Raw genomic sequence first — 16,707 nt, 5'->3', positions numbered from 1 at the left:
CCGGTCGGCCTGTGGACAGCGCGAGGCTCTGTGGACAGTGCCCTGATCATGCATCGGATCTGCTAAGACCTCCGCCTTGTCGACCCCTCGGTCCGCGTCGCCGACATCCGCACCCTCCCGGCCGCCACCAGGGCGGACCGCCAGGCGCGTGGCCGGTCCCGACGCGCTCGGGTCAGTCCGTGCGCGCCTGCGGGTCCAGACCGAGGACGGCGCGCCCGCCGTCGACCGGCAGGGTCACCCCGTTGACGAAGCCCGCCGCCGGCGAGAGCAGGTACGCGACCGCCGCCGCCACGTCCTGCGGCTGCCCGATCCGACCCACCGGGTGCAGCCGGGCCAGCTCCGCCTCGATCCGCCGCGCCTGGTCCGGCTCGGACTCGGCGAGGAACGCCTCGTGTCGTTCGGTGGCCACCGAGCCGAGCGCTACCGCGTTGGCTCGGATGCCGTACCGGCCGTACTCGACGGCGAGCGCCCGGGTCAGCCCCTCCACCGCCGCCTTGGCCGTGGCGTACGGCAGGCAGCCCGGCACCGGCCGGCTCGCCTGGTGGGACGAGACGTTGACCACGGCACCAGCGGTGCCGGCGGCGAGGAAGCGGCGGACCGCGGTGGCGGCACCGACCACGGCGGGACGCAGGTTGCGGGTGATCAGATCGACGACCTCACCGACCGGCGCGTCGTGCACCGAGGCGTCGCGGAACACGGCCGCGTTGTTCACCCAACCGGTCAGCGGGTCGAAGCGCTCCGCCAGGTCGGCGGCCCGCCCGGCGACGCCCTCGTCACCGGCGTCACCGACCACCGCCGCGAGGCGGTCGGCCCGTGCGTGCCCCTCCACCCAGGACAGTGCCCCGGATCGCGGTCGCACACAACGACCGTCCAGCCGTGGGCGAGCAGGCTCTCCACGATGCCCCGCCCGACCCCGCGCCCCCCACCGGTCACCACACAGGACATCCGTCCCACCTCCCCAACCCGGGCCCACGGTCGATCCTCGCCCACCGAAGCCACCGGCGGCGAAGCGGGTCGCCGTCACCGGGCCGCGCCGATTCGCCCGCCGGCGACGAGCGCCGGAGGCCCGCTCGACGGCTTGGCGGTCAGTGCCCCTGACGTCCAGGAAGGTCCGACACACGATGGATCACCACGCAGGCGAGACCGGGACCGACATGCACCGCGACGGCGGCACCGGCCTCGGAGACGTAGCTGTCGCGCAGCCGGTCACCGAGCCGGGCGGTGAGCGTGTCGACGAGCTGCTCGGCCCGCTGCGGCGCGTCGAGGTGGTGTACGGCCAGGTCCACCGGCCCGTCGCCGGCCGCCTCGACGGCGAGGTCCACCAGCCGCGCCATGCCCCGACTGGCGGTGCGGACCTTGTCCCGCAGCACGATGCGTCCCTCGGGCATGTGCAGGATGGGCTTGACCGACAGTGCGGTGCCGAGCAACGCCTCGGCCGCGTTGATCCGTCCGCCACGACGGAGGAACTCCAGCGTGTCGACGTAGAAGTGGATGCTGGTGCGGCCGATCGCGGAGTCTGCCGCGGCGCGTACGCCGGCCAGGTCGGCGCCGCGCGCGGCGGCCCGGGCCGCGGCGATCGCCGGGAAGCCGAGACCCATCCCGCAGGAGCGGCTGTCGACCACGCTGACCCGGTCGCCCAGGTCGGCGGCGGCCAGTTCGGCGGCCTCGACCGTGCCGGAGAGCCCGGCCGACAGGTGCACCGAGACGACGCCCTCCGCCCCGGCGTCGAGCAGTTCGCGGTAGATCCGCCCGAACTGCTCCGGCGACGGCCGTGACGTGCTCACCGACACCCGCCGAGCGCGAAGCGCCCGGGTGGCGTCAGCCGGAAGGGTCTCGACGCCCTCCAGCCCTTCGACGCCGGCCAACACCACGGTCAGCGGCACCACGGTCAGCCGGTGCTCCCGCACCAGCTCGGGTGGCAGGTAAGCGGTGGAGTCGGTGACGACCGCGACTGGCATGCGGGCACCGTAGCGGATCAAGCTGGGCGACGGCCTGACCGCGTCCGCTCAGATCGGTTCGGCGGAGACCGGGACGGCCGCCGCGCCGGTGCCGGTCCCCGGGGCGGGCACGTCCATCGGGCCGACGTTGTGGGCGCGCAGGTGCCAGCCACGCTCGACGTCGTGGCGCAGCTCCGTCCAGTGGCAGTTGCGCAGGGAGCCGACGGTACGCAGCACGGCGTGCTCCCAGCCGAGCAGCTGGCCGCAGCCCTGGCGGGCGGCGCCGCCGTGGGTGGCGATCACCACGGTGCCCCCAGGCAGTTGGTCGGCGGCCTCCTGCAACGCGGTGCCGATGCGTTTGCCCAGCTCGTCCAGTGGTTCGACGTCCGCCCCCGGGTCGGGGTCCCCGGCCCGCCAGCGGGTGTACTCCGCCGGGAACCGCTCCGCCACCTCGGTCAGCAACAGTCCCTGCCAGCGGCCGAAGTGCCGCTCCCGCAGTCGGGCGTCGGAGCGTACCGGCAGGCCGGTCAGCGCGGACAGCGCGGCGGCGGTCTCCGCGGCGCGACTCAGGTCGCTGGCGACCAAGGCGTCCGGACGCAGCGCGGCCAGCAGCGGGGCCGCCGTGCGCGCCTGTTCCCGACCGCGATCGTTCAGCGGTACGTCGGTCTGTCCCTGGACCCTGCTGGCGGCGTTCCAGTCGGTGTTGCCGTGCCGCCAGATGATCAGCCTGGTCACTCGCCCGATCCGGCGCCGGCCTCCGCGCTGGCGAGGTCCCGGTCCACGAACGGGATGGTCGGGCAGTCCTTCCAGAGCCGGTCGAGGGCGTAGAACTCGCGTTCCTCGGTGTGCTGCACGTGCACCACGACGTCGACGTAGTCGAGCAGCACCCAACGGCCGCCGCGTTCGCCCTCCCGCCGCACCGGCTTCGCCTTCTCCGGCAGGTCGAGCAGGGCTTCCTCGATGGCGTCGACGATGGCCAGCACCTGGCGTTCGTTCGGGGCGGCGGCGAGCAGGAACGCGTCGGTGATGGCGAGTTGGTCACCCACGTCGATGATGACGATGTCCTGCGCCTTCTTGTCGGCCGCGGCTTGGGCGGCGACGATCGCCAGCTGGTGAGCGCGTTCGGAAACTGTCACCGTTCTCCTTCGATCAACCGTGCGATGCCTCCAGCCTCTCACACGGCCCGGATTCCCGACTCACCAGTTTCAGCCGGAAAGAGGCACGAAACGGTCAAACCACTACCGGTACAGGCGTCGTTTCGCGATGTACTGCACCACACCGTCGGGCACCAGATACCACACTGGTTCGCCCCGGGCGACCCGCGCCCGGCAGTCGGTGGAGGAGATGGCCATGGCCGGGACCTGCACCAGACTGACCGTGTCGGCGGGCAGGTGCGCGGCGGTCAGTTGGAAGCCCGGCCGGGTGACCCCGATGAAGTGGGCCAGCTCGAAGATCTCGTCGAGGTTCTTCCAGCTCAGGATGCGCTCCAGGGCGTCCGCGCCGGTGATGAAGAACAGCTGCGCCTTGGTCCCGTACTGGGAGCGCAGGTCACGCAGGGTGTCGACGGTGTAGGTGGGCCCGCCCCGGTCGATGTCGACCCGGCTGACCTGGAACCGGGGGTTGGACGCGGTGGCGATCACGGTCATCAGGTAGCGGTCCTCGGCCGAGCTGACCGGCACGTCGGCCTTCTGCCACGGCTGCCCGGTGGGCACGAAGATCACTTCGTCGAGGCCGAACCGGTCCGCCACCTCGCTCGCGGCCACGAGGTGCCCGTGATGGATCGGATCGAACGTCCCGCCCATGATCCCGATCCGCCGGATGTCTTCCTCCACCCCATGATCCTAGGGCGTGCCCGAGCGGAGCCGGGCCGGGCCGGCGCTCTACGGCCCGGCCCGGCTCCTGGGGTCACGCGGTCGTGGCGGCCACCGCCGTGCGCGCCACCAGGGCGCGACGCAGGTCGTCGTCGGCGTCGGTGACCACCCGACGCAGCCCCGGCGTGAGGTCGTCGCGGGCCAGCAGCGCCGCCGCCGCCTCCCGGGTCGGCTGGGACACCGCGTGGCGGGGGAAGGCCAGCTTGGCAACCTCGTCGGCCACCCAGGGCGTACGCAGCCGCGCGGCGGCCGGCATGTCGGCGAAGTAGCTGCCGACGTAGGCGCTTGTCAGCTCCAGCTGCTCGGGCTGCCAGAAGCCCTCCGCCGTCGCCTCGACCAGCCGATTCGACAACTCCGTGTTCGACACGATGATTTCCCACGCGGCCTGCTTGGCACCGGGTTCGGGCAGGGCGGCCCGGCACCTGGCGGCCCGCTCGGCACCGGTGGCGCTCGGGTCGGCCGCCGCCTCGGCCGCGATCTCGGCCGCACCGGCGGCACCGAGGACCACCAACCGGCCCAGCAGCGTCCACCGCAGCTCGGCGTCGACGGCCAGCCCGGCGGGTACGGCCCGGCCGGCGAGCCAACCGGAGAGCAACTCCGCGTCGGTGCTCGCGGCGATCAGCCCCCGAGCGGCCGCCAGTTGCAACGACTCCCCCGGCGCGGCGTCGTCCAGCAACCGCCGGCAGGATTCGGCGACGCGGGCCAGGGCGGACTGTCGCGCCAGCGGATCGAGATAGCGGTCGACGAGCGAGCGACTCATCGCCAGCACGTCCTCGACGATGATCACTTCCGTCTCGGTGGGCAACGCCGCGACGATCAGATCGACAAGTCCGGCGACCGGCCGTTCCCCGTCGGTCGCGGCGTCCACCGCCTCACCCCAGAGCAGGGCGCGGGCCAACGGGTCGGCCAGACGGGGCAGCAGCAGTGGCACCGCGTCGGCCGAGGCGGCGTCGAGGCGGATCTTGGCGAAGGTCAGGTCGCCGTCGTTGGGCAGCAGAACGGCCGCCGCCGGTTCCCCGACCAACCCGTCGAGCCGGGTCCGACCGTCGTCGGTCTTCGGATCGAGGTCGACCTCGATCCGCTCGGCGGTGCCGTCCACGGCGTACCGGCCCACGCCGATGCGGTGCGGGCGCAGCACCGGATGCGTCGGCGGCGCGGTCTGCGCGATCACGACCTCGTCGTACCGACCGTCGGCGTCCACCGCCACCTCGGCCCGCAGCGTGTTCACCTGCGCGGTCCGCAGCCAGGCTTCCGCCCAGTCGGTCAGCTCCCGGCCGCTGCTGGCGGCCAGGCTCTCGAGCAGGTCGGCGAGGGTGGCGTTGCCGAAGCGGTGCCGGGCGAAGTGGTCGTTGAGGCCGGCCAGGAACGCCTCGTCACCGAGCCACGCCACCAGCTGCCGCAGCACGCTGGCCCCCTTGGCGTACGAGATGCCGTCGAAGTTGAGCAGACCCTCCGCGGCGTCGATCACCCGCTCGGGTGCCACCGGATGGGTGGAGGGGCGCTGGTCGGCGGCGTACCCCCACGCCTTGCGGCGCAGCGCGAACGTCGTCCACGCCCGGTCGAACCGGGTCGCCTCGGCCGTGACCCGGGTGCCCAGGTATTCCGCGAACGACTCGTTCAACCACAGGTCGTCCCACCAACGCATGGTGACCAGGTCACCGAACCACATGTGCGCCATCTCGTGGGCGATCGTGGTGGCCCGCAGCTCGCGCTGGCTGTCGGTGACCGCCGAGCGGAACACGTAGTCGTCGCGGAAGGTGACCAGGCCCGGATTCTCCATGGCACCCGCGTTGAACTCGGGCACGAACGCCTGGTCGTACTTGCCGAACGGATAGCGCTCGTCGAACAGCTGATGAAACCGGTCGAGACACTGCTTCGTGACGGTGAGGATCTCCGCCGCGTCGGCGTCGAGATGCTCGGCGAGTGAGCGCCGGCAGTACACACCGAGCGGAATTCCGTCGTGGGTGTCCCGGCGGACGTGCCAGGGACCGGCGATCAGGGTGAAGAAGTACGTGGCGATCGGCAGGGTGGGGGCGAACTCCCAACGACCCGGCTCGGGGTTGGCCGCCAGTTCGGCGTTGGCCGCCACCGTCCAGTGCTCCGGCGCGGTCACCGACAGCGTGACCGGTGCCTTCAGGTCCGGCTGGTCGAAGGCGGCGAAGACCCGCTGCACGTCGTCCAGGAACGACATCACGTAGAGGTAGGTCTCGCCGTCGGCGGGGTCGACGAAGCGGTGCATTCCCTCGCCGGTGTTGGTGTACGCCATCTCGGCCTCGACGACCAGCGTGTTCCGCGCCGCCAGGCCGGTCAGCGGCAGCCGGTTGTCGTCAAGTGTCGCGGGATCGAGGTCGGTGTCGTTGAGGCGTACGGCGCGCAGGTGCGCCGGCTTGACCTCGACGAACGTGTCGGTGCCGGTGGCCCGGAACCTGATCGTGACGTGGGACCGGAACCGCTCACCGCCCCCGGTCAGGTCGAGGTCCACCTGGTAGGACTCGACGGTGATCGACGCGCCACGCGCGGTCGCCTCTGCACGGCTCAGGCTCGGCATCCGCTTATCCTGCCCGATGAGGGAACGAACCGGCTTCCCCATTTCCCCTGGTACTGGAGGACGGGACCATGACAGCGCACCCCAAGGGTGACTTCGACCTCTCCCGGGCGGTCTGGCAGCGGGCCGAGGGCGACACCTCGGAGGCCGCGGTGGAGGTCGCCTTCGTCGACGATCTGATCGGCATGCGCAACTCCGCCGAGCCGGACGGCCCGGTGCTGGTGTTCACCCAGGCCGAGTGGGACGCCTTCGTCGCGGGCGCCCAGGACGGCGAGTTCGACCTGGACTGAGCGCGCGGGCGGGGTCCAGGGATGTTCGTCCGGCCCGGTGTTCCTGGACCCCGCGCTATCCACGGTCACCATCGCCCCAACCGAGGCCACCGGGGCCGGGCGCGTGATGGAAACCGGCGTGGCCGGCGACATCGACACACCGTTCGGCGTCCGGCCCGAGGGCCCCGCAGAACAGCCGCTCGGCACGCTGCCAGGCGTCGGCCGGCGACAGCGCGGAGGCACCGATCGCCAGCTCGGGCCGGAGCACGCTCAGCGCCTCGGCGTACCCGACCGCCACCTCGCGCGCGGTGACGAGGTCGGCGGCGGTGAAGCCGAGATGCACGGTGAAATGACGGTCGGGACGTGGGGGCCGGGGCGGCGGCGCCACCAGCGGCGGCCGATCCCCGCCGAACCTCCCGGCCTTCCACCGACGCCAGTACGCCGCACGGTTGTCCCGCATCCGTCCTCCCCGTGGCACGCCGAACCGCCTGGCCGACGACGCGTCGACCGGTCGGCCCGGCGGCCGGTTGACCACCGGCCAGGTCGACGACGACGCCGAACTCAGCAAACCAGGATTTCCCGGCCCTGGGAGGGGCCAGCGACCGGCCCGTCGACACCGCCGCCCGGCTGCGCGGTTCATCGCCCGTGACCTGGGTAGGTACGCACTCTGCGACGATTGGACGGCCGGTCGGCGACGGCCGCGCCCCGGCAACAGGGAATCCGATGGCGACCATTCCGACGGACCGCGCTCCGGACAGCACCCTGGCCTTCCTGCGGGCCGGCTACCGGTTCGTCGGGCAGCGGTGCGACCGGTACGGCACCGACATATTCCAGACCCGGCTGCTGCTGGAACCGACGATCTGCCTACGCGGCCGGGCCGCCACCGAACTCTTCTACGACGCCGACCGGTTCATGCGCGAGGGTGCCATGCCGGCTCGCGGTCAGCGGACGCTCACCGGCCGAGGCGGCGTCCAGGGGCTCGACGGCGACGCCCACCACGACCGCAAGGCAATGTTCATGTCACTCATGAGCCCGGCCGCGGTCCGGCGACTCGGGCAGCTCTTCGCCGACGAGTGGCAGGCCCGGTTGCCCGCCTGGGAACTGTCCGGCACGGTGACCCTGCACACCGAGGTCGCGTCGATGCTGACCCGGGCGGTGTGCGCCTGGGCGGGGGTGCCGCTGAGCGGCGGCGAGTTGGACCGGCGGACCGCCGACCTCCAAGCCATGATTGACAGTGCCGCGGCGATCGGTCCCCGGCACTGGCGCGGTCGGCTGGGCCGCTACCGCAGTGAGCACTGGGGTGCTGACCTCGTCGAACAGGTACGCCACGGGAAGCTGTCGCCGCCCGAGGGCACTGCCCTGCGCGTGATCGCGGAGCACCGCGACGGCGAGGGACGCCGGTTGCCCCGCCGCATCGCGGCGGTGGAGTTGCTCAACGTGCTCCGCCCGACCGTCGCGGTGGCCCGGTTCGTGGTCTTCGCCGCGCTGGCCCTGCACGACCATCCCGCCTGGCGGCAACGGGTACGCGACGACGACGCCGAGGCCGGGCAGTTCGTGCAGGAGGTGCGCCGCTACTACCCGTTCTTCCCGGTGGCCGCGGCCCGGGTCCGGCGGGACTTCGACTGGCAGGGCTACCACTTCCCGCAGGGCCGACGGGTGCTGCTGGATCTCTACGGCACCGATCATCATCCCGAGGTGTGGCCGGAGCCGGAGCGGTTCCGGCCGGAGCGCTTCGCCGGTTGGCCGGGTGACCCGTTCACGCTGGTACCGCAGGGCGGCGGAGACCATGTCGCCGGACACCGCTGCGCCGGAGAGTGGATCACGATCGAGCTGATGAAGCGGGCGGTCACGCTGCTGACCGAGGTCATCCGCTACGACGTACCGCCGCAGGACCTTGCGGTGGATCTGAGCCGGATGCCGGCGCTGCCGGCCAGCGGGTTCGTGGTCACCGCCGTACGGCGCACCGGCTGAGCCGGCCCGTCCGGGCGCCGCCGGCCTGGCGCCGCGCCGCCGGGCCAGGCCGACGGCGCGGCCTTGATCAGGCCGGATGCAGCACCGTACGCAGGCAGCCGTCCTCCTTCTTCTCGAAGATCTCGTAGCCGCGCGCACCCTGGTCCAGCGGTAGCGGGTGGGTGGCCAGGTAGCCGGGGTCGATCTCGCCGGCGGCGAGTCGGTCGAGCAGCATCGGGATGTAGCGCTGGGCGTGCATCTGCCCCATCCGCAGCACCAGGGCCTTGTTCATCGCCGCGCCCAGCGGAAACTTGTCCACCAGGCCGGCGTAGATACCAACGATGCTGACCGTGCCACCCTTGCGGGCCGCCATGATGGCCTGCCGGACGCACGTCGGCCGGTCGGTCTGCAAGCGGGCGGTCTGCTTCGCCTTGTCGTACGCGTACCCCGGGCCGACGTCGTGGGACTCCATGCCGACCGCGTCGATACAGGCGTCCGGTCCGCGACCGGCGGTCATCTCGCGCAGCGCCTCGAGCACGTCGGTGTCGGCGTAGTTGACCGTCTCCACTCCCAGCCGGTCGGCGGCCACGGCCAGCCGCTCCGGCAGCCGGTCGACCATGATGACCCGCTCCGCGCCGAGCAGCTGCGCCGCCCGGGCGGCCATCTGCCCCACTCCACCGGCACCCCACACCGCGACCACCTCACCGCCGGTCAGGCCGCAGAAGTCGGCCGCCATCCAGCCGGTGGGCATGGCGTCGGAGGCGAAGACCACCGCGTCGTCGGGTACCCCGTCGGGCACCTTGAACGCCCCGACGTCGCCGAACGGCACCCGTACGTACTCGGCGTGGCTGCCGGAGTAGCCCCCGGCGGCGTGTGAGTAGCCGACGATGCCGGCCGGCGAGTGCCCCCACAGCTTCTCCGCGAAGACCGGCTGCGGGTTCGAGTTGTCGCACAGCGAGTACTGCTCGGTCCGGCAGTACCAGCAGCCGCCGCAGGCCACCACCGAGCCGACCACCACCCGGTCGCCGACGGCCAACCGCCGTACCCCGGGCCCGACCTCGACCACCTCGCCGGTGAACTCGTGGCCCAGGATGTCACCCTCCCGCATCGCCGGGATGAAGCCGTTGATCAGATGCAGGTCGGAACCGCAGACGCTGCTGGCGCGGACCCGGACGATGATGTCGCCGGCGGCGCGCACCCGCGGCTCCGGCACGTCGCGTACCTTGAGCTTGCCGACCCCCTCCCAGCACAGCGCCTTCACGCCCGTCCTCCCGTCGTCAACCGCTGCCGAATCTCATCGGTGCGTCGTTCCTGTGCCGGACTCCGTCCGGACGGGTCCCGCCGGGTGTCGATGAGCTGACCGCACTCGATCAGGGACTTGACCCGGCGCAGCGTGTCGCGCAGCCGTAGGTCCGGCTCGTCACCGGCCGCCAGCCCCAGGGCGCGGCGCAGTGGGCCGGAGCGGTATCTCAGCTCCGCGCGGATCTCCGTACCCCGGCCCTGTGGTGCGGGCACCAGTTCGACCGTGCCCTGTTGCTCCGGCCCGCCGGTGACCTGCCAGCGCAGCCGGCCGGGACCGGTGACGGTGATCTCGGCGCGCCACTCGGTGGCGCCGGTGTCGGGATCACGCGACACGCACCGCCAGCGGTTCCCGTCGATCTGCTCCAGGGTCGCCCACTCCGCCAGGGCCCGGTCGAGCCGCTCCCGCTCGGTCCAGAAGCTGATCACCGCCGCTACCGGCCGGTCGACCGTGACCGCACGCCGGACCACGTACCAGCCATCCTCCCGCTGGGGCTGGTGCCGACGCCGTCGGCGGGTCACCGCCCGGCCGACGCCGACCGCGGTCACGGTCGCGGCGCCCACCAGAGCCAGTCTCGTCGCGTTGCTTCTCATCACGCCTCCTCCGCCCGGACGTCCGGCGCCCGGCCGCCGTAGTGGCCGCTACCCGGCACGCAGACCGTGAAACGGGGCAAAAGGCAAGGGCTCCTCCGCTCGGATCGCCCGAGGAGGAGCCCTCGCCCATCTCACGGCCTACGCGTAGGACGGACTGCCGCCAGCAGCGGCTGGGTTCGTCGACCGGTCAGGGACGCACCTGGTCCCGGGAGTGCCGCGCCTGCCCCTTCAGATCCTGGGCTGCGGACCGGGTGTCATCGGTCACCGTCTGTGCGGCGTCCTGCGCGGTGGCCTTGACCGACTCGGCGGCCTGCTGCGCCGGCTCACGCAGCTCCTGCTTCATCTCGCTCGCCACCCGGCTGAGCTTGTCGGTCACCGCCGAGCCGTGCTCACCGGCCTTCTCCCGGGCCTGGGTGGCCAGCTGCTGCTCACGCTGGGTGGGCGGAACGAGGGAGGAGACGAGCATGCCGACGCCGAAGGCGATGAGGCCGGCGGCCAGCGGGTTCCCCTCGGACCTGCGCCTGATGACCTGCGGGGCGCGGTGTGCCGCGTCGCCGACCGCCGAGGCGGCCGAGTGCGCCGCGTCGCCCACCGCGGAGGCCGTCGCGGCGGCACGATCGCCGGCCGCGTGGGCGCCATGGCTGGTCTGATGGCCCAGATCGGATGCGGTTCCCATTACGCTGTCCCTCACATTCCGCAGCGTGGTACGGACCCGCTGCTTACGATCTTCGACGATGCGGCCCGGGCTGACCTTGTACGCCAGGGCGTCCACATCGGAACTCAGGTTGTCGCGGGTGGTTTCGATCTCCCGGCGGATCTGGACGGGGTCGGTGCTCATCGGGTCACTCCCTCCGGGTGTGGCTTGAGCGCGTCGGGGATGCGCTGCACGCTGTCGTTGGTCTGCTTGAGCCCGCGGATGCGCTCCGCGTTCCGTCGGCCCATCGTGTAGAGAAGCGCCGCGATCGCCGCCCATAGGACGGCCACGATCAGCCCTGCCCAACCGGCGTCCATCACGTTGGACAGGCCGCCCCAGAGGGCGAGGGAGAGGAACAGGGCGACCATGTACGCGCCGAAGCCGGCACCGCCGAACAGGCCGGCGGCCTTGCCCGCCTTCTTCCCCTCCTGACGGATCTCGGCCTTCGCCAGCTCCACCTCCTGCCGCATCAGCGTCGACAGGTCGCTGGTGACCTGGCGCATCAGCTCCCCGATGGAGCTACCCCGGACCTCCTCCGCCGAAGGCGGGTGATGGTTGCGGGCATCCGCTGCGGAACTCTGTGTCGGCGTCGTCATTCCGTCGCCTCCCTTCGGATGACTCGGGTCCTCACGGCCGGGTGGTCCCGCTCGACGGCACGCCCGGCAGCGGATCGGTCCGCTCCACCGGGGGCAGCGGCGTGCCCGTGCCGGAGTACCCCTCCTCGATCGGCCGCAGGTCGACGGGCTGGGTGCGAGGGTCGCGGTTTCCTCCACCGGGCGCACCCGTCGAGCCGACCGGCGGGGCCTGCGTCGGCAAGGCCACCGTCCGGTCGGGATCGCCGTACGGGTCTTCCATGGCGGAGTTGGCGGGGCGGTCGTCGCCGCTCGCGGAGAGGTTGCGGGTCAGCCGGCCGGCCACCGCACCGAGCAGGGCCGCACCGACCAGAAAGGTGCCGGGGTTGCGGCGCGCGTAGTCGCGTACCTCGGTGAGCAGGTCGCCGGGCTCGCGCTGCTCCAGCCAACCGGCCACACCGTGCACCCGGTCGGAGGCCTGACGGGCGAGTTCGCTCACCGGGCCGGCCTGGCCACCGTTGTCGGCCATCGAGCGCATCTCGTCGGCCAGCGAGCGCAGCCCGCCGGCCGCGCGCCGCTGCTGCTCACCAGCCTGGCCGGCGAGCTGCGTCCGGGCCTCGCCGTACAGGTCCCGGGCCTGGCGGGCGGCCTCCCGGCCAACCTCGCGACCCTGTTCGCGGGCGGTCTCGGCCACCGCTCCACCGGCGTGCGCAGCCTCCGCGCCCATCTGGTGGGCCTGCTCGCGGACGCCGCCGCCGTTCGGCGAATCGGGCTCGTGGGTCCTGGGGGTCGATGACAGATCGTAGGTCATGATGTCCCTTCCGCTGCGGGATCGTCGCGGGTATTGGGGGTTGCAGCGGCCGATGTCGCCGCTGCCACTGATTGACCTACCCTGCGATCGGCCACCCATGCTCGATCGGGCATTTCCCTGCGGATCGCCCGGCGCGGGCAACAAGATGAAGGATCGGCGGGACCACGTCACCTCACGGAGTGTCGCGTCGACCTGCCAGACCGTTGCGGGGCTCTCGCGGATCCACGGAGGTGACATCGATGGCGCGTCGGTCAGCGGGTGGCCGCACCTCACGTACCCGGGTACAGCTCGCCGCCCTGGTCGTGGCGGGAGTGTTCCTGCTGCTCGGGGTGCTCGGGTTCGTGCCCGGTATCACCACCGATTACGGCGACATGACCTTCGCGGGGCACCACTCCGGTGCCCGGCTCCTCGGTCTCTTCCAGGTCTCGGTCCTGCACAACCTGTTGCACCTCGGCTTCGCCGTGGCCGGGCTGGTGCTGGCCCGCGGCGTGGCCGGTGCCCGGCTCTACCTCGTCGCCGGCGGTGCGCTCTACCTCGGGTTGTGGATCTACGGGCTGGCCGTCGGTGAGGAGAGCGCAGCGAACTTCGTCCCGCTCAACGACGCGGACAACTGGCTGCACCTGGGGCTCGGCCTCGGGATGCTCCTGCTCGGGCTGCTGCTGTCGGCGCGGGCCGGCGGCAGCGGCAGCCGTCTCGACCGCCCGTTCGACCGTCCCTGACGCCGCGACGCCGAGGCCGCCGCCACCTCGGACCCGGCCGGGAGCCTCGGGCTCAGGCCGGCACGGGGAGCCGTTTGGCGAAGCACTCCCGATACGGCGCGCCGCCACTGGGCGCACCGGCAGCGGAGATCGGCTCGTAACCGCAGGCCCGGAAGAGCGCCGCCGCCGGATGGTGCGGACCGGCCTCCACCCGCACCATCGAGTATCCCCGCTGGTACGCCAGCTCCTCCAGCGCGGCGACCAGCTGGCGGGCGATGCCCCGGCGTCGGTAGGCCGGACGCACGTACAACTGCTCCAGCTCACCGGTGTCGTCGTCGCACACCCGCATCCCGCCGCACGCCACCGCACGGCCGGCGATCACGACCGTCAACCAGCAGGTGTCCCCGCGCGTCCCGACGTCGCGCCCGGCGGCCTCACCCAGCTCGCGCTGCCCGGCCGTAGCGAGTGCGGCGACCTCCGGATCCGTCAGCGGGCGGGACTCGATAAGCATCAGGCCACGCTAGGGCGACGAAATTTCGCGAAGGTTTCCAGCAGTCGTCCCCATTTCGGAGCGCATCGAGCTATTCGGCGTCATTCCCGTCGGCGGGTGCCGGCTCGACCTCGTCGGCCGGTCGCTGCCGGCGTGCCTTGCGGGCCGCCAGCCGTTCGGCCGCATTGGCCCGGGTCGGCTTCTCCTCCAGCCGGACGTCACGGCCCCGGGCACCCGGGACGAACTCGGCACCGGCGTAGAGGGTGGGTTGCCAGTCGAACTCCCGGTCGCCGATCCGGACCAGGTCACCGGGTTGGGCGCCCGCCTTGGCCAACTGCTCCTCGACGCCGAGTCGGGCCAGCCGGTCGGCGAGGTAGCCGACCGCCTCGTCGTTGTCGAAGTTCGTCTGGCGCACCCAGCGCTGCGGACGGACACCGCGCACGGTGTACGAGCCGTCGTCCTCGGCCTCGATGGTGAAGCCTGCGTCGTCGACCGCCTTCGGTCGGATCACGATCCGCGTCGGCTCGGCCGGTGGTGCCGCCGCCCGCGACTGTTCGACCAGTTCCGCCATCGCGTACATGAGTTCCTTGAGCCCCTCGCGGGTGGCCGCGGAGACCTCGAAGACCCGCAGACCACGCGCTTCCAGGTCGGGTCGGACGATCTCGGCGAGGTCGCGGCCGTCCGGCACGTCGACCTTGTTCAGCGCGACCAGCCGGGGCCGGTCGGCCAACCCGCCGTACTCGGCCAACTCCGCCTCGATGGTGTCGATGTCGGCCAGCGGGTCCCGCCCCGGCTCCAGGGTGGCGGTGTCGATGACGTGCACCAGGACCGCACAGCGCTCGACGTGCCGGAGGAACTCCAGCCCCAACCCCTTGCCGGTGGCCGCGCCCGGGATCAGCCCGGGCACGTCGGCGACGGTGAAGGTGTGGTTGTCGAGCCGGACGACGCCCAGGTTCGGCACCAGCGTGGTGAACGGGTAGTCGGCGATCTTGGGTTTGGCGGCGGAGATGACCGAGATGAGCGACGACTTCCCGGCCGACGGGAAACCCACCAGCCCGACGTCGGCGACGCTCTTCAGCTCCAGCACCACGTCAAGTTGCTCGCCCGGCTCACCCAGCTCGGCGAAGCCGGGCGCCTTACGGCGCGCGTTGGCCAGCGAGGCGTTGCCCCGGCCACCCCGACCGCCCCGGGCCACCTCGAAGGTGGTGCCGGCGCCGACCATGTCGGCCAGCACGGTGCCGTCGCTGGTCTGCACGACCGTGCCGTCGGGCACCTTGAGCACCAGGTCGGCACCGTTGCCGCCGTCCCGGTTCGAGCCCGCGCCGCCCCGGCCGTTCTCCGCCTTGACGTGCGGTCGGAAATGAAAGTCCAGCAGCGTGTGCACCTGCGGGTCGACCACCAGGGAGACGCTGCCGCCGTGCCCGCCGTTGCCTCCGTCCGGGCCGCCGAACGGCTTGAACTTCTCCCGGTGGATCGAGACACAGCCGTGCCCGCCGTCGCCGGCCTGCAGATGCAGGACGACCCGGTCAACGAACGTCGTCACGACGTCATCCTTCCAGCGGGGCCCGGCCCCGCGCGAGAAAAGGCGAAGCGGGCCGGGACATCAGGTCCACGGCCCGCTTACGCCGGACAGCTACTGCTGCGGCACGATGCTCACGGTCTTGCGACCGCGCCGGGTGCCGAACTGGACCGCACCGGCGGCCAGCGCGAAGAGCGTGTCGTCTCCGCCGCGGCCGACCAGGTCACCGGGGTGGAACTTGGTGCCACGCTGACGGATGAGGATCTCACCCGCGCTGACGACCTGACCACCGAAGCGCTTCACGCCGAGTCGCTGGGCCGCGGAGTCACGACCGTTACGCGAGCTGGACGCACCCTTTTTGTGAGCCATTGGAGGACGACCTACTTCCCGCTGGAGATGCCGGTCACCTTGACCTGGGTCAGCGGCTGACGGTGACCCTGGCGCTTGTGGTAGCCGGTCTTGTTCTTGAACTTGTGGATCCGGATCTTCGGGCCCTTGGTGTGCGCGGCGATCTCGCCGGACACCTCGACCTGAGCGAGCTTCGCCGCGTCGGTCACCAGGTCGTCACCGTCGACGAGGAGCACCGCGGCGAGCTTCACCGCGTCACCGGGGGCACCGGTGAGCTTCTCGACCTCGATCACGTCGCCCTCGGCGACCTTGTACTGCTTGCCGCCGGTCTTGACGATCGCGTACATCGGAGGCGGACTCCCTGTCGTTGAGGCTGCTGACTGGTCGTCCCCACGGCGGCTCGCCGGGCAGCAGAAGCACGGCGGCGCGGGCACGCGGGAACTCGGCACACCAAAGTGCGCCGCAGGCTAGCGTACGCCATCCTCGGGCCGGGACCCAAACCGGGCCGGGCCGGTCAGCGGGCGCAGAGCTGGTCGAGGCGCTGCTGCAACCGGTCGAGCGAAGCGCCCTCGAGCGCCTCGATGTCGGTGCCGAGCCGGCCGACCTCGGTCGACAGCTCCGTCAGCAGGTCCTTGAGCTGCCGGTCGTCGGCGCGGGTCGCCTGCGCTCTGAGCGCCTTCTCCCAGTCGGACAGGGCCGCCTCGGCCCGCCGGCCGGCGGCCTGCGCGTCGGCGGTGTCACCCGCGCCGGTGGCCGTGACCATCGCGGCGAGGTGCTCGACGTACTTCTTGCCCGCCGCACCGCTCGCCTGTTGCGCGGCGGCGCAGACCTCCGGGGCGTTCCCGCCCGCCGCCCCCGGACCGGGGGTCGCCACCGGCTGCTCCGGGGTGGGCGTCGCCGGGCCGGCGGTGACCTCGACGCGAGTCGAGGTCGGGGCGGTCGGTTCGGCCGGGTCGCCGCGCTCGGCCGAGCAGGCCGTGCCGACGAGCAGCGCGGCGGCGGCCACGGTGACGGCGAGCGGTCGGCGCATCGACTCCTCCTTCGGCGGCCGGGTCGACCCGCCCGGCGCCCGGGGCACCCGACGGGCCAGCCAGGCCCGGACCGGCCGGG

Annotated in this window: 20 protein-coding genes; 3 read left to right on the top strand and 17 right to left on the bottom strand. The window is 72.3% G+C overall.

The window, feature by feature from the left end:
* Positions 1-172: 172 nt before the first annotated feature.
* From O3597_RS03455 to pepN, 6 genes are all read right to left on the bottom strand, one after another.
* The gene (locus O3597_RS03455) at positions 173-859 is read right to left on the bottom strand and encodes an SDR family oxidoreductase (protein WP_281603237.1); all 687 of its coding nucleotides are present in this window, start codon (positions 857-859) and stop codon (positions 173-175) included.
* Between the two features lie 226 nt (positions 860-1,085).
* Positions 1,086-1,958, bottom strand: a complete 873-nt coding sequence (locus tag O3597_RS03450) for a DegV family protein (RefSeq protein WP_281603236.1) — start codon at positions 1,956-1,958, stop codon at positions 1,086-1,088.
* A 48-nt stretch (positions 1,959-2,006) separates the two neighbouring features.
* Complete coding sequence (locus tag O3597_RS03445; protein WP_281603235.1) at positions 2,007-2,672, bottom strand: histidine phosphatase family protein; 666 nt, start codon at positions 2,670-2,672, stop codon at positions 2,007-2,009.
* Positions 2,669-3,073 (bottom strand): ribosome silencing factor, encoded by a 405-nt coding sequence (gene rsfS / locus O3597_RS03440; protein ID WP_164449399.1) that lies wholly within the window; start codon positions 3,071-3,073, stop codon positions 2,669-2,671. Before rsfS ends, O3597_RS03445 begins: the two co-directional genes overlap by 4 nt.
* 102 nt (positions 3,074-3,175) lie before the next feature.
* Positions 3,176-3,769 (bottom strand): nicotinate-nucleotide adenylyltransferase, encoded by a 594-nt coding sequence (gene nadD, locus O3597_RS03435; RefSeq protein WP_164449398.1) that lies wholly within the window; start codon positions 3,767-3,769, stop codon positions 3,176-3,178.
* Between the two features lie 73 nt (positions 3,770-3,842).
* On the bottom strand, positions 3,843-6,356 hold the full coding sequence (gene pepN, locus O3597_RS03430) for an aminopeptidase N (RefSeq protein ID WP_164449397.1): 2,514 nt from the start codon (positions 6,354-6,356) through the stop codon (positions 3,843-3,845).
* 68 nt (positions 6,357-6,424) lie between these two features.
* Here pepN and O3597_RS03425 point away from each other — a divergent pair, with 68 nt between their 5' ends.
* Positions 6,425-6,643: a DUF397 domain-containing protein gene (locus tag O3597_RS03425; RefSeq protein ID WP_093407559.1), complete on the top strand. Its 219-nt coding sequence runs from the start codon at positions 6,425-6,427 to the stop codon at positions 6,641-6,643.
* 55 nt (positions 6,644-6,698) lie between these two features.
* Here O3597_RS03425 and O3597_RS03420 read toward each other — a convergent pair whose 3' ends face one another.
* Positions 6,699-7,082 carry a hypothetical protein gene (locus tag O3597_RS03420; protein ID WP_164449396.1) on the bottom strand — a complete coding sequence of 128 codons (384 nt, stop codon included), beginning with the start codon at positions 7,080-7,082 and terminating at the stop codon, positions 6,699-6,701.
* Between the two features lie 263 nt (positions 7,083-7,345).
* Between O3597_RS03420 and O3597_RS03415 the strand changes: the two genes are divergently transcribed.
* Entirely contained in the window at positions 7,346-8,593 is a 1,248-nt protein-coding gene (locus tag O3597_RS03415; RefSeq protein WP_281603234.1) for a cytochrome P450, read from the top strand.
* A gap of 67 nt (positions 8,594-8,660) precedes the next feature.
* Here O3597_RS03415 and O3597_RS03410 read toward each other — a convergent pair whose 3' ends face one another.
* The 5 genes from O3597_RS03410 to O3597_RS03390 all read right to left on the bottom strand — a co-directional run bounded on the left by O3597_RS03410 (position 8,661) and on the right by O3597_RS03390 (position 12,542).
* Entirely contained in the window at positions 8,661-9,833 is a 1,173-nt protein-coding gene (locus O3597_RS03410) for a zinc-dependent alcohol dehydrogenase (RefSeq protein ID WP_281603233.1), read from the bottom strand.
* Entirely contained in the window at positions 9,830-10,465 is a 636-nt protein-coding gene (locus tag O3597_RS03405; protein ID WP_164449393.1) for a cyclase, read from the bottom strand. The genes O3597_RS03410 and O3597_RS03405 overlap by 4 nt, the downstream gene beginning before the upstream one ends.
* A 187-nt stretch (positions 10,466-10,652) precedes the next feature.
* On the bottom strand, positions 10,653-11,303 hold the full coding sequence (locus tag O3597_RS03400; protein ID WP_164449392.1) for a DUF3618 domain-containing protein: 651 nt from the start codon (positions 11,301-11,303) through the stop codon (positions 10,653-10,655).
* Positions 11,300-11,755: a phage holin family protein gene (locus O3597_RS03395; RefSeq protein ID WP_164449391.1), complete on the bottom strand. Its 456-nt coding sequence runs from the start codon at positions 11,753-11,755 to the stop codon at positions 11,300-11,302. Before O3597_RS03395 ends, O3597_RS03400 begins: the two co-directional genes overlap by 4 nt.
* 31 nt (positions 11,756-11,786) lie before the next feature.
* Positions 11,787-12,542, bottom strand: a complete 756-nt coding sequence (locus O3597_RS03390; protein WP_281603232.1) for a hypothetical protein — start codon at positions 12,540-12,542, stop codon at positions 11,787-11,789.
* A gap of 239 nt (positions 12,543-12,781) precedes the next feature.
* Between O3597_RS03390 and O3597_RS03385 the strand changes: the two genes are divergently transcribed.
* Complete coding sequence (locus O3597_RS03385; protein ID WP_281603231.1) at positions 12,782-13,261, top strand: DUF4383 domain-containing protein; 480 nt, start codon at positions 12,782-12,784, stop codon at positions 13,259-13,261.
* 52 nt (positions 13,262-13,313) lie between these two features.
* Here the strand turns inward: O3597_RS03385 and O3597_RS03380 are convergent, their stop codons facing one another.
* The 5 genes from O3597_RS03380 to O3597_RS03360 all read right to left on the bottom strand — a co-directional run bounded on the left by O3597_RS03380 (position 13,314) and on the right by O3597_RS03360 (position 16,627).
* Positions 13,314-13,751: a GNAT family N-acetyltransferase gene (locus tag O3597_RS03380; protein WP_281603230.1), complete on the bottom strand. Its 438-nt coding sequence runs from the start codon at positions 13,749-13,751 to the stop codon at positions 13,314-13,316.
* A 70-nt stretch (positions 13,752-13,821) separates the two neighbouring features.
* A complete protein-coding gene (obgE, locus tag O3597_RS03375) occupies positions 13,822-15,273 on the bottom strand; it encodes a GTPase ObgE (protein WP_164449387.1) in 1,452 nt (483 codons plus the stop codon).
* A gap of 90 nt (positions 15,274-15,363) precedes the next feature.
* Positions 15,364-15,618 carry a 50S ribosomal protein L27 gene (gene rpmA / locus O3597_RS03370; RefSeq protein WP_091197044.1) on the bottom strand — a complete coding sequence of 85 codons (255 nt, stop codon included), beginning with the start codon at positions 15,616-15,618 and terminating at the stop codon, positions 15,364-15,366.
* Positions 15,619-15,629: 11 nt separating this feature from the next.
* On the bottom strand, positions 15,630-15,944 hold the full coding sequence (rplU, locus tag O3597_RS03365) for a 50S ribosomal protein L21 (protein WP_093407572.1): 315 nt from the start codon (positions 15,942-15,944) through the stop codon (positions 15,630-15,632).
* 167 nt (positions 15,945-16,111) lie between these two features.
* Positions 16,112-16,627, bottom strand: a complete 516-nt coding sequence (locus O3597_RS03360) for a hypothetical protein (protein WP_281603229.1) — start codon at positions 16,625-16,627, stop codon at positions 16,112-16,114.
* Positions 16,628-16,707 lie beyond the last annotated feature (80 nt).

Origin of the sequence: Verrucosispora sp. WMMA2044, assembly GCF_027497155.1 — a bacterium.
Classification (GTDB): Bacteria; Actinomycetota; Actinomycetes; order Mycobacteriales; family Micromonosporaceae; genus Micromonospora; species Micromonospora palythoicola.
This window is presented reverse-complemented; position numbering and strand designations above follow the sequence as displayed.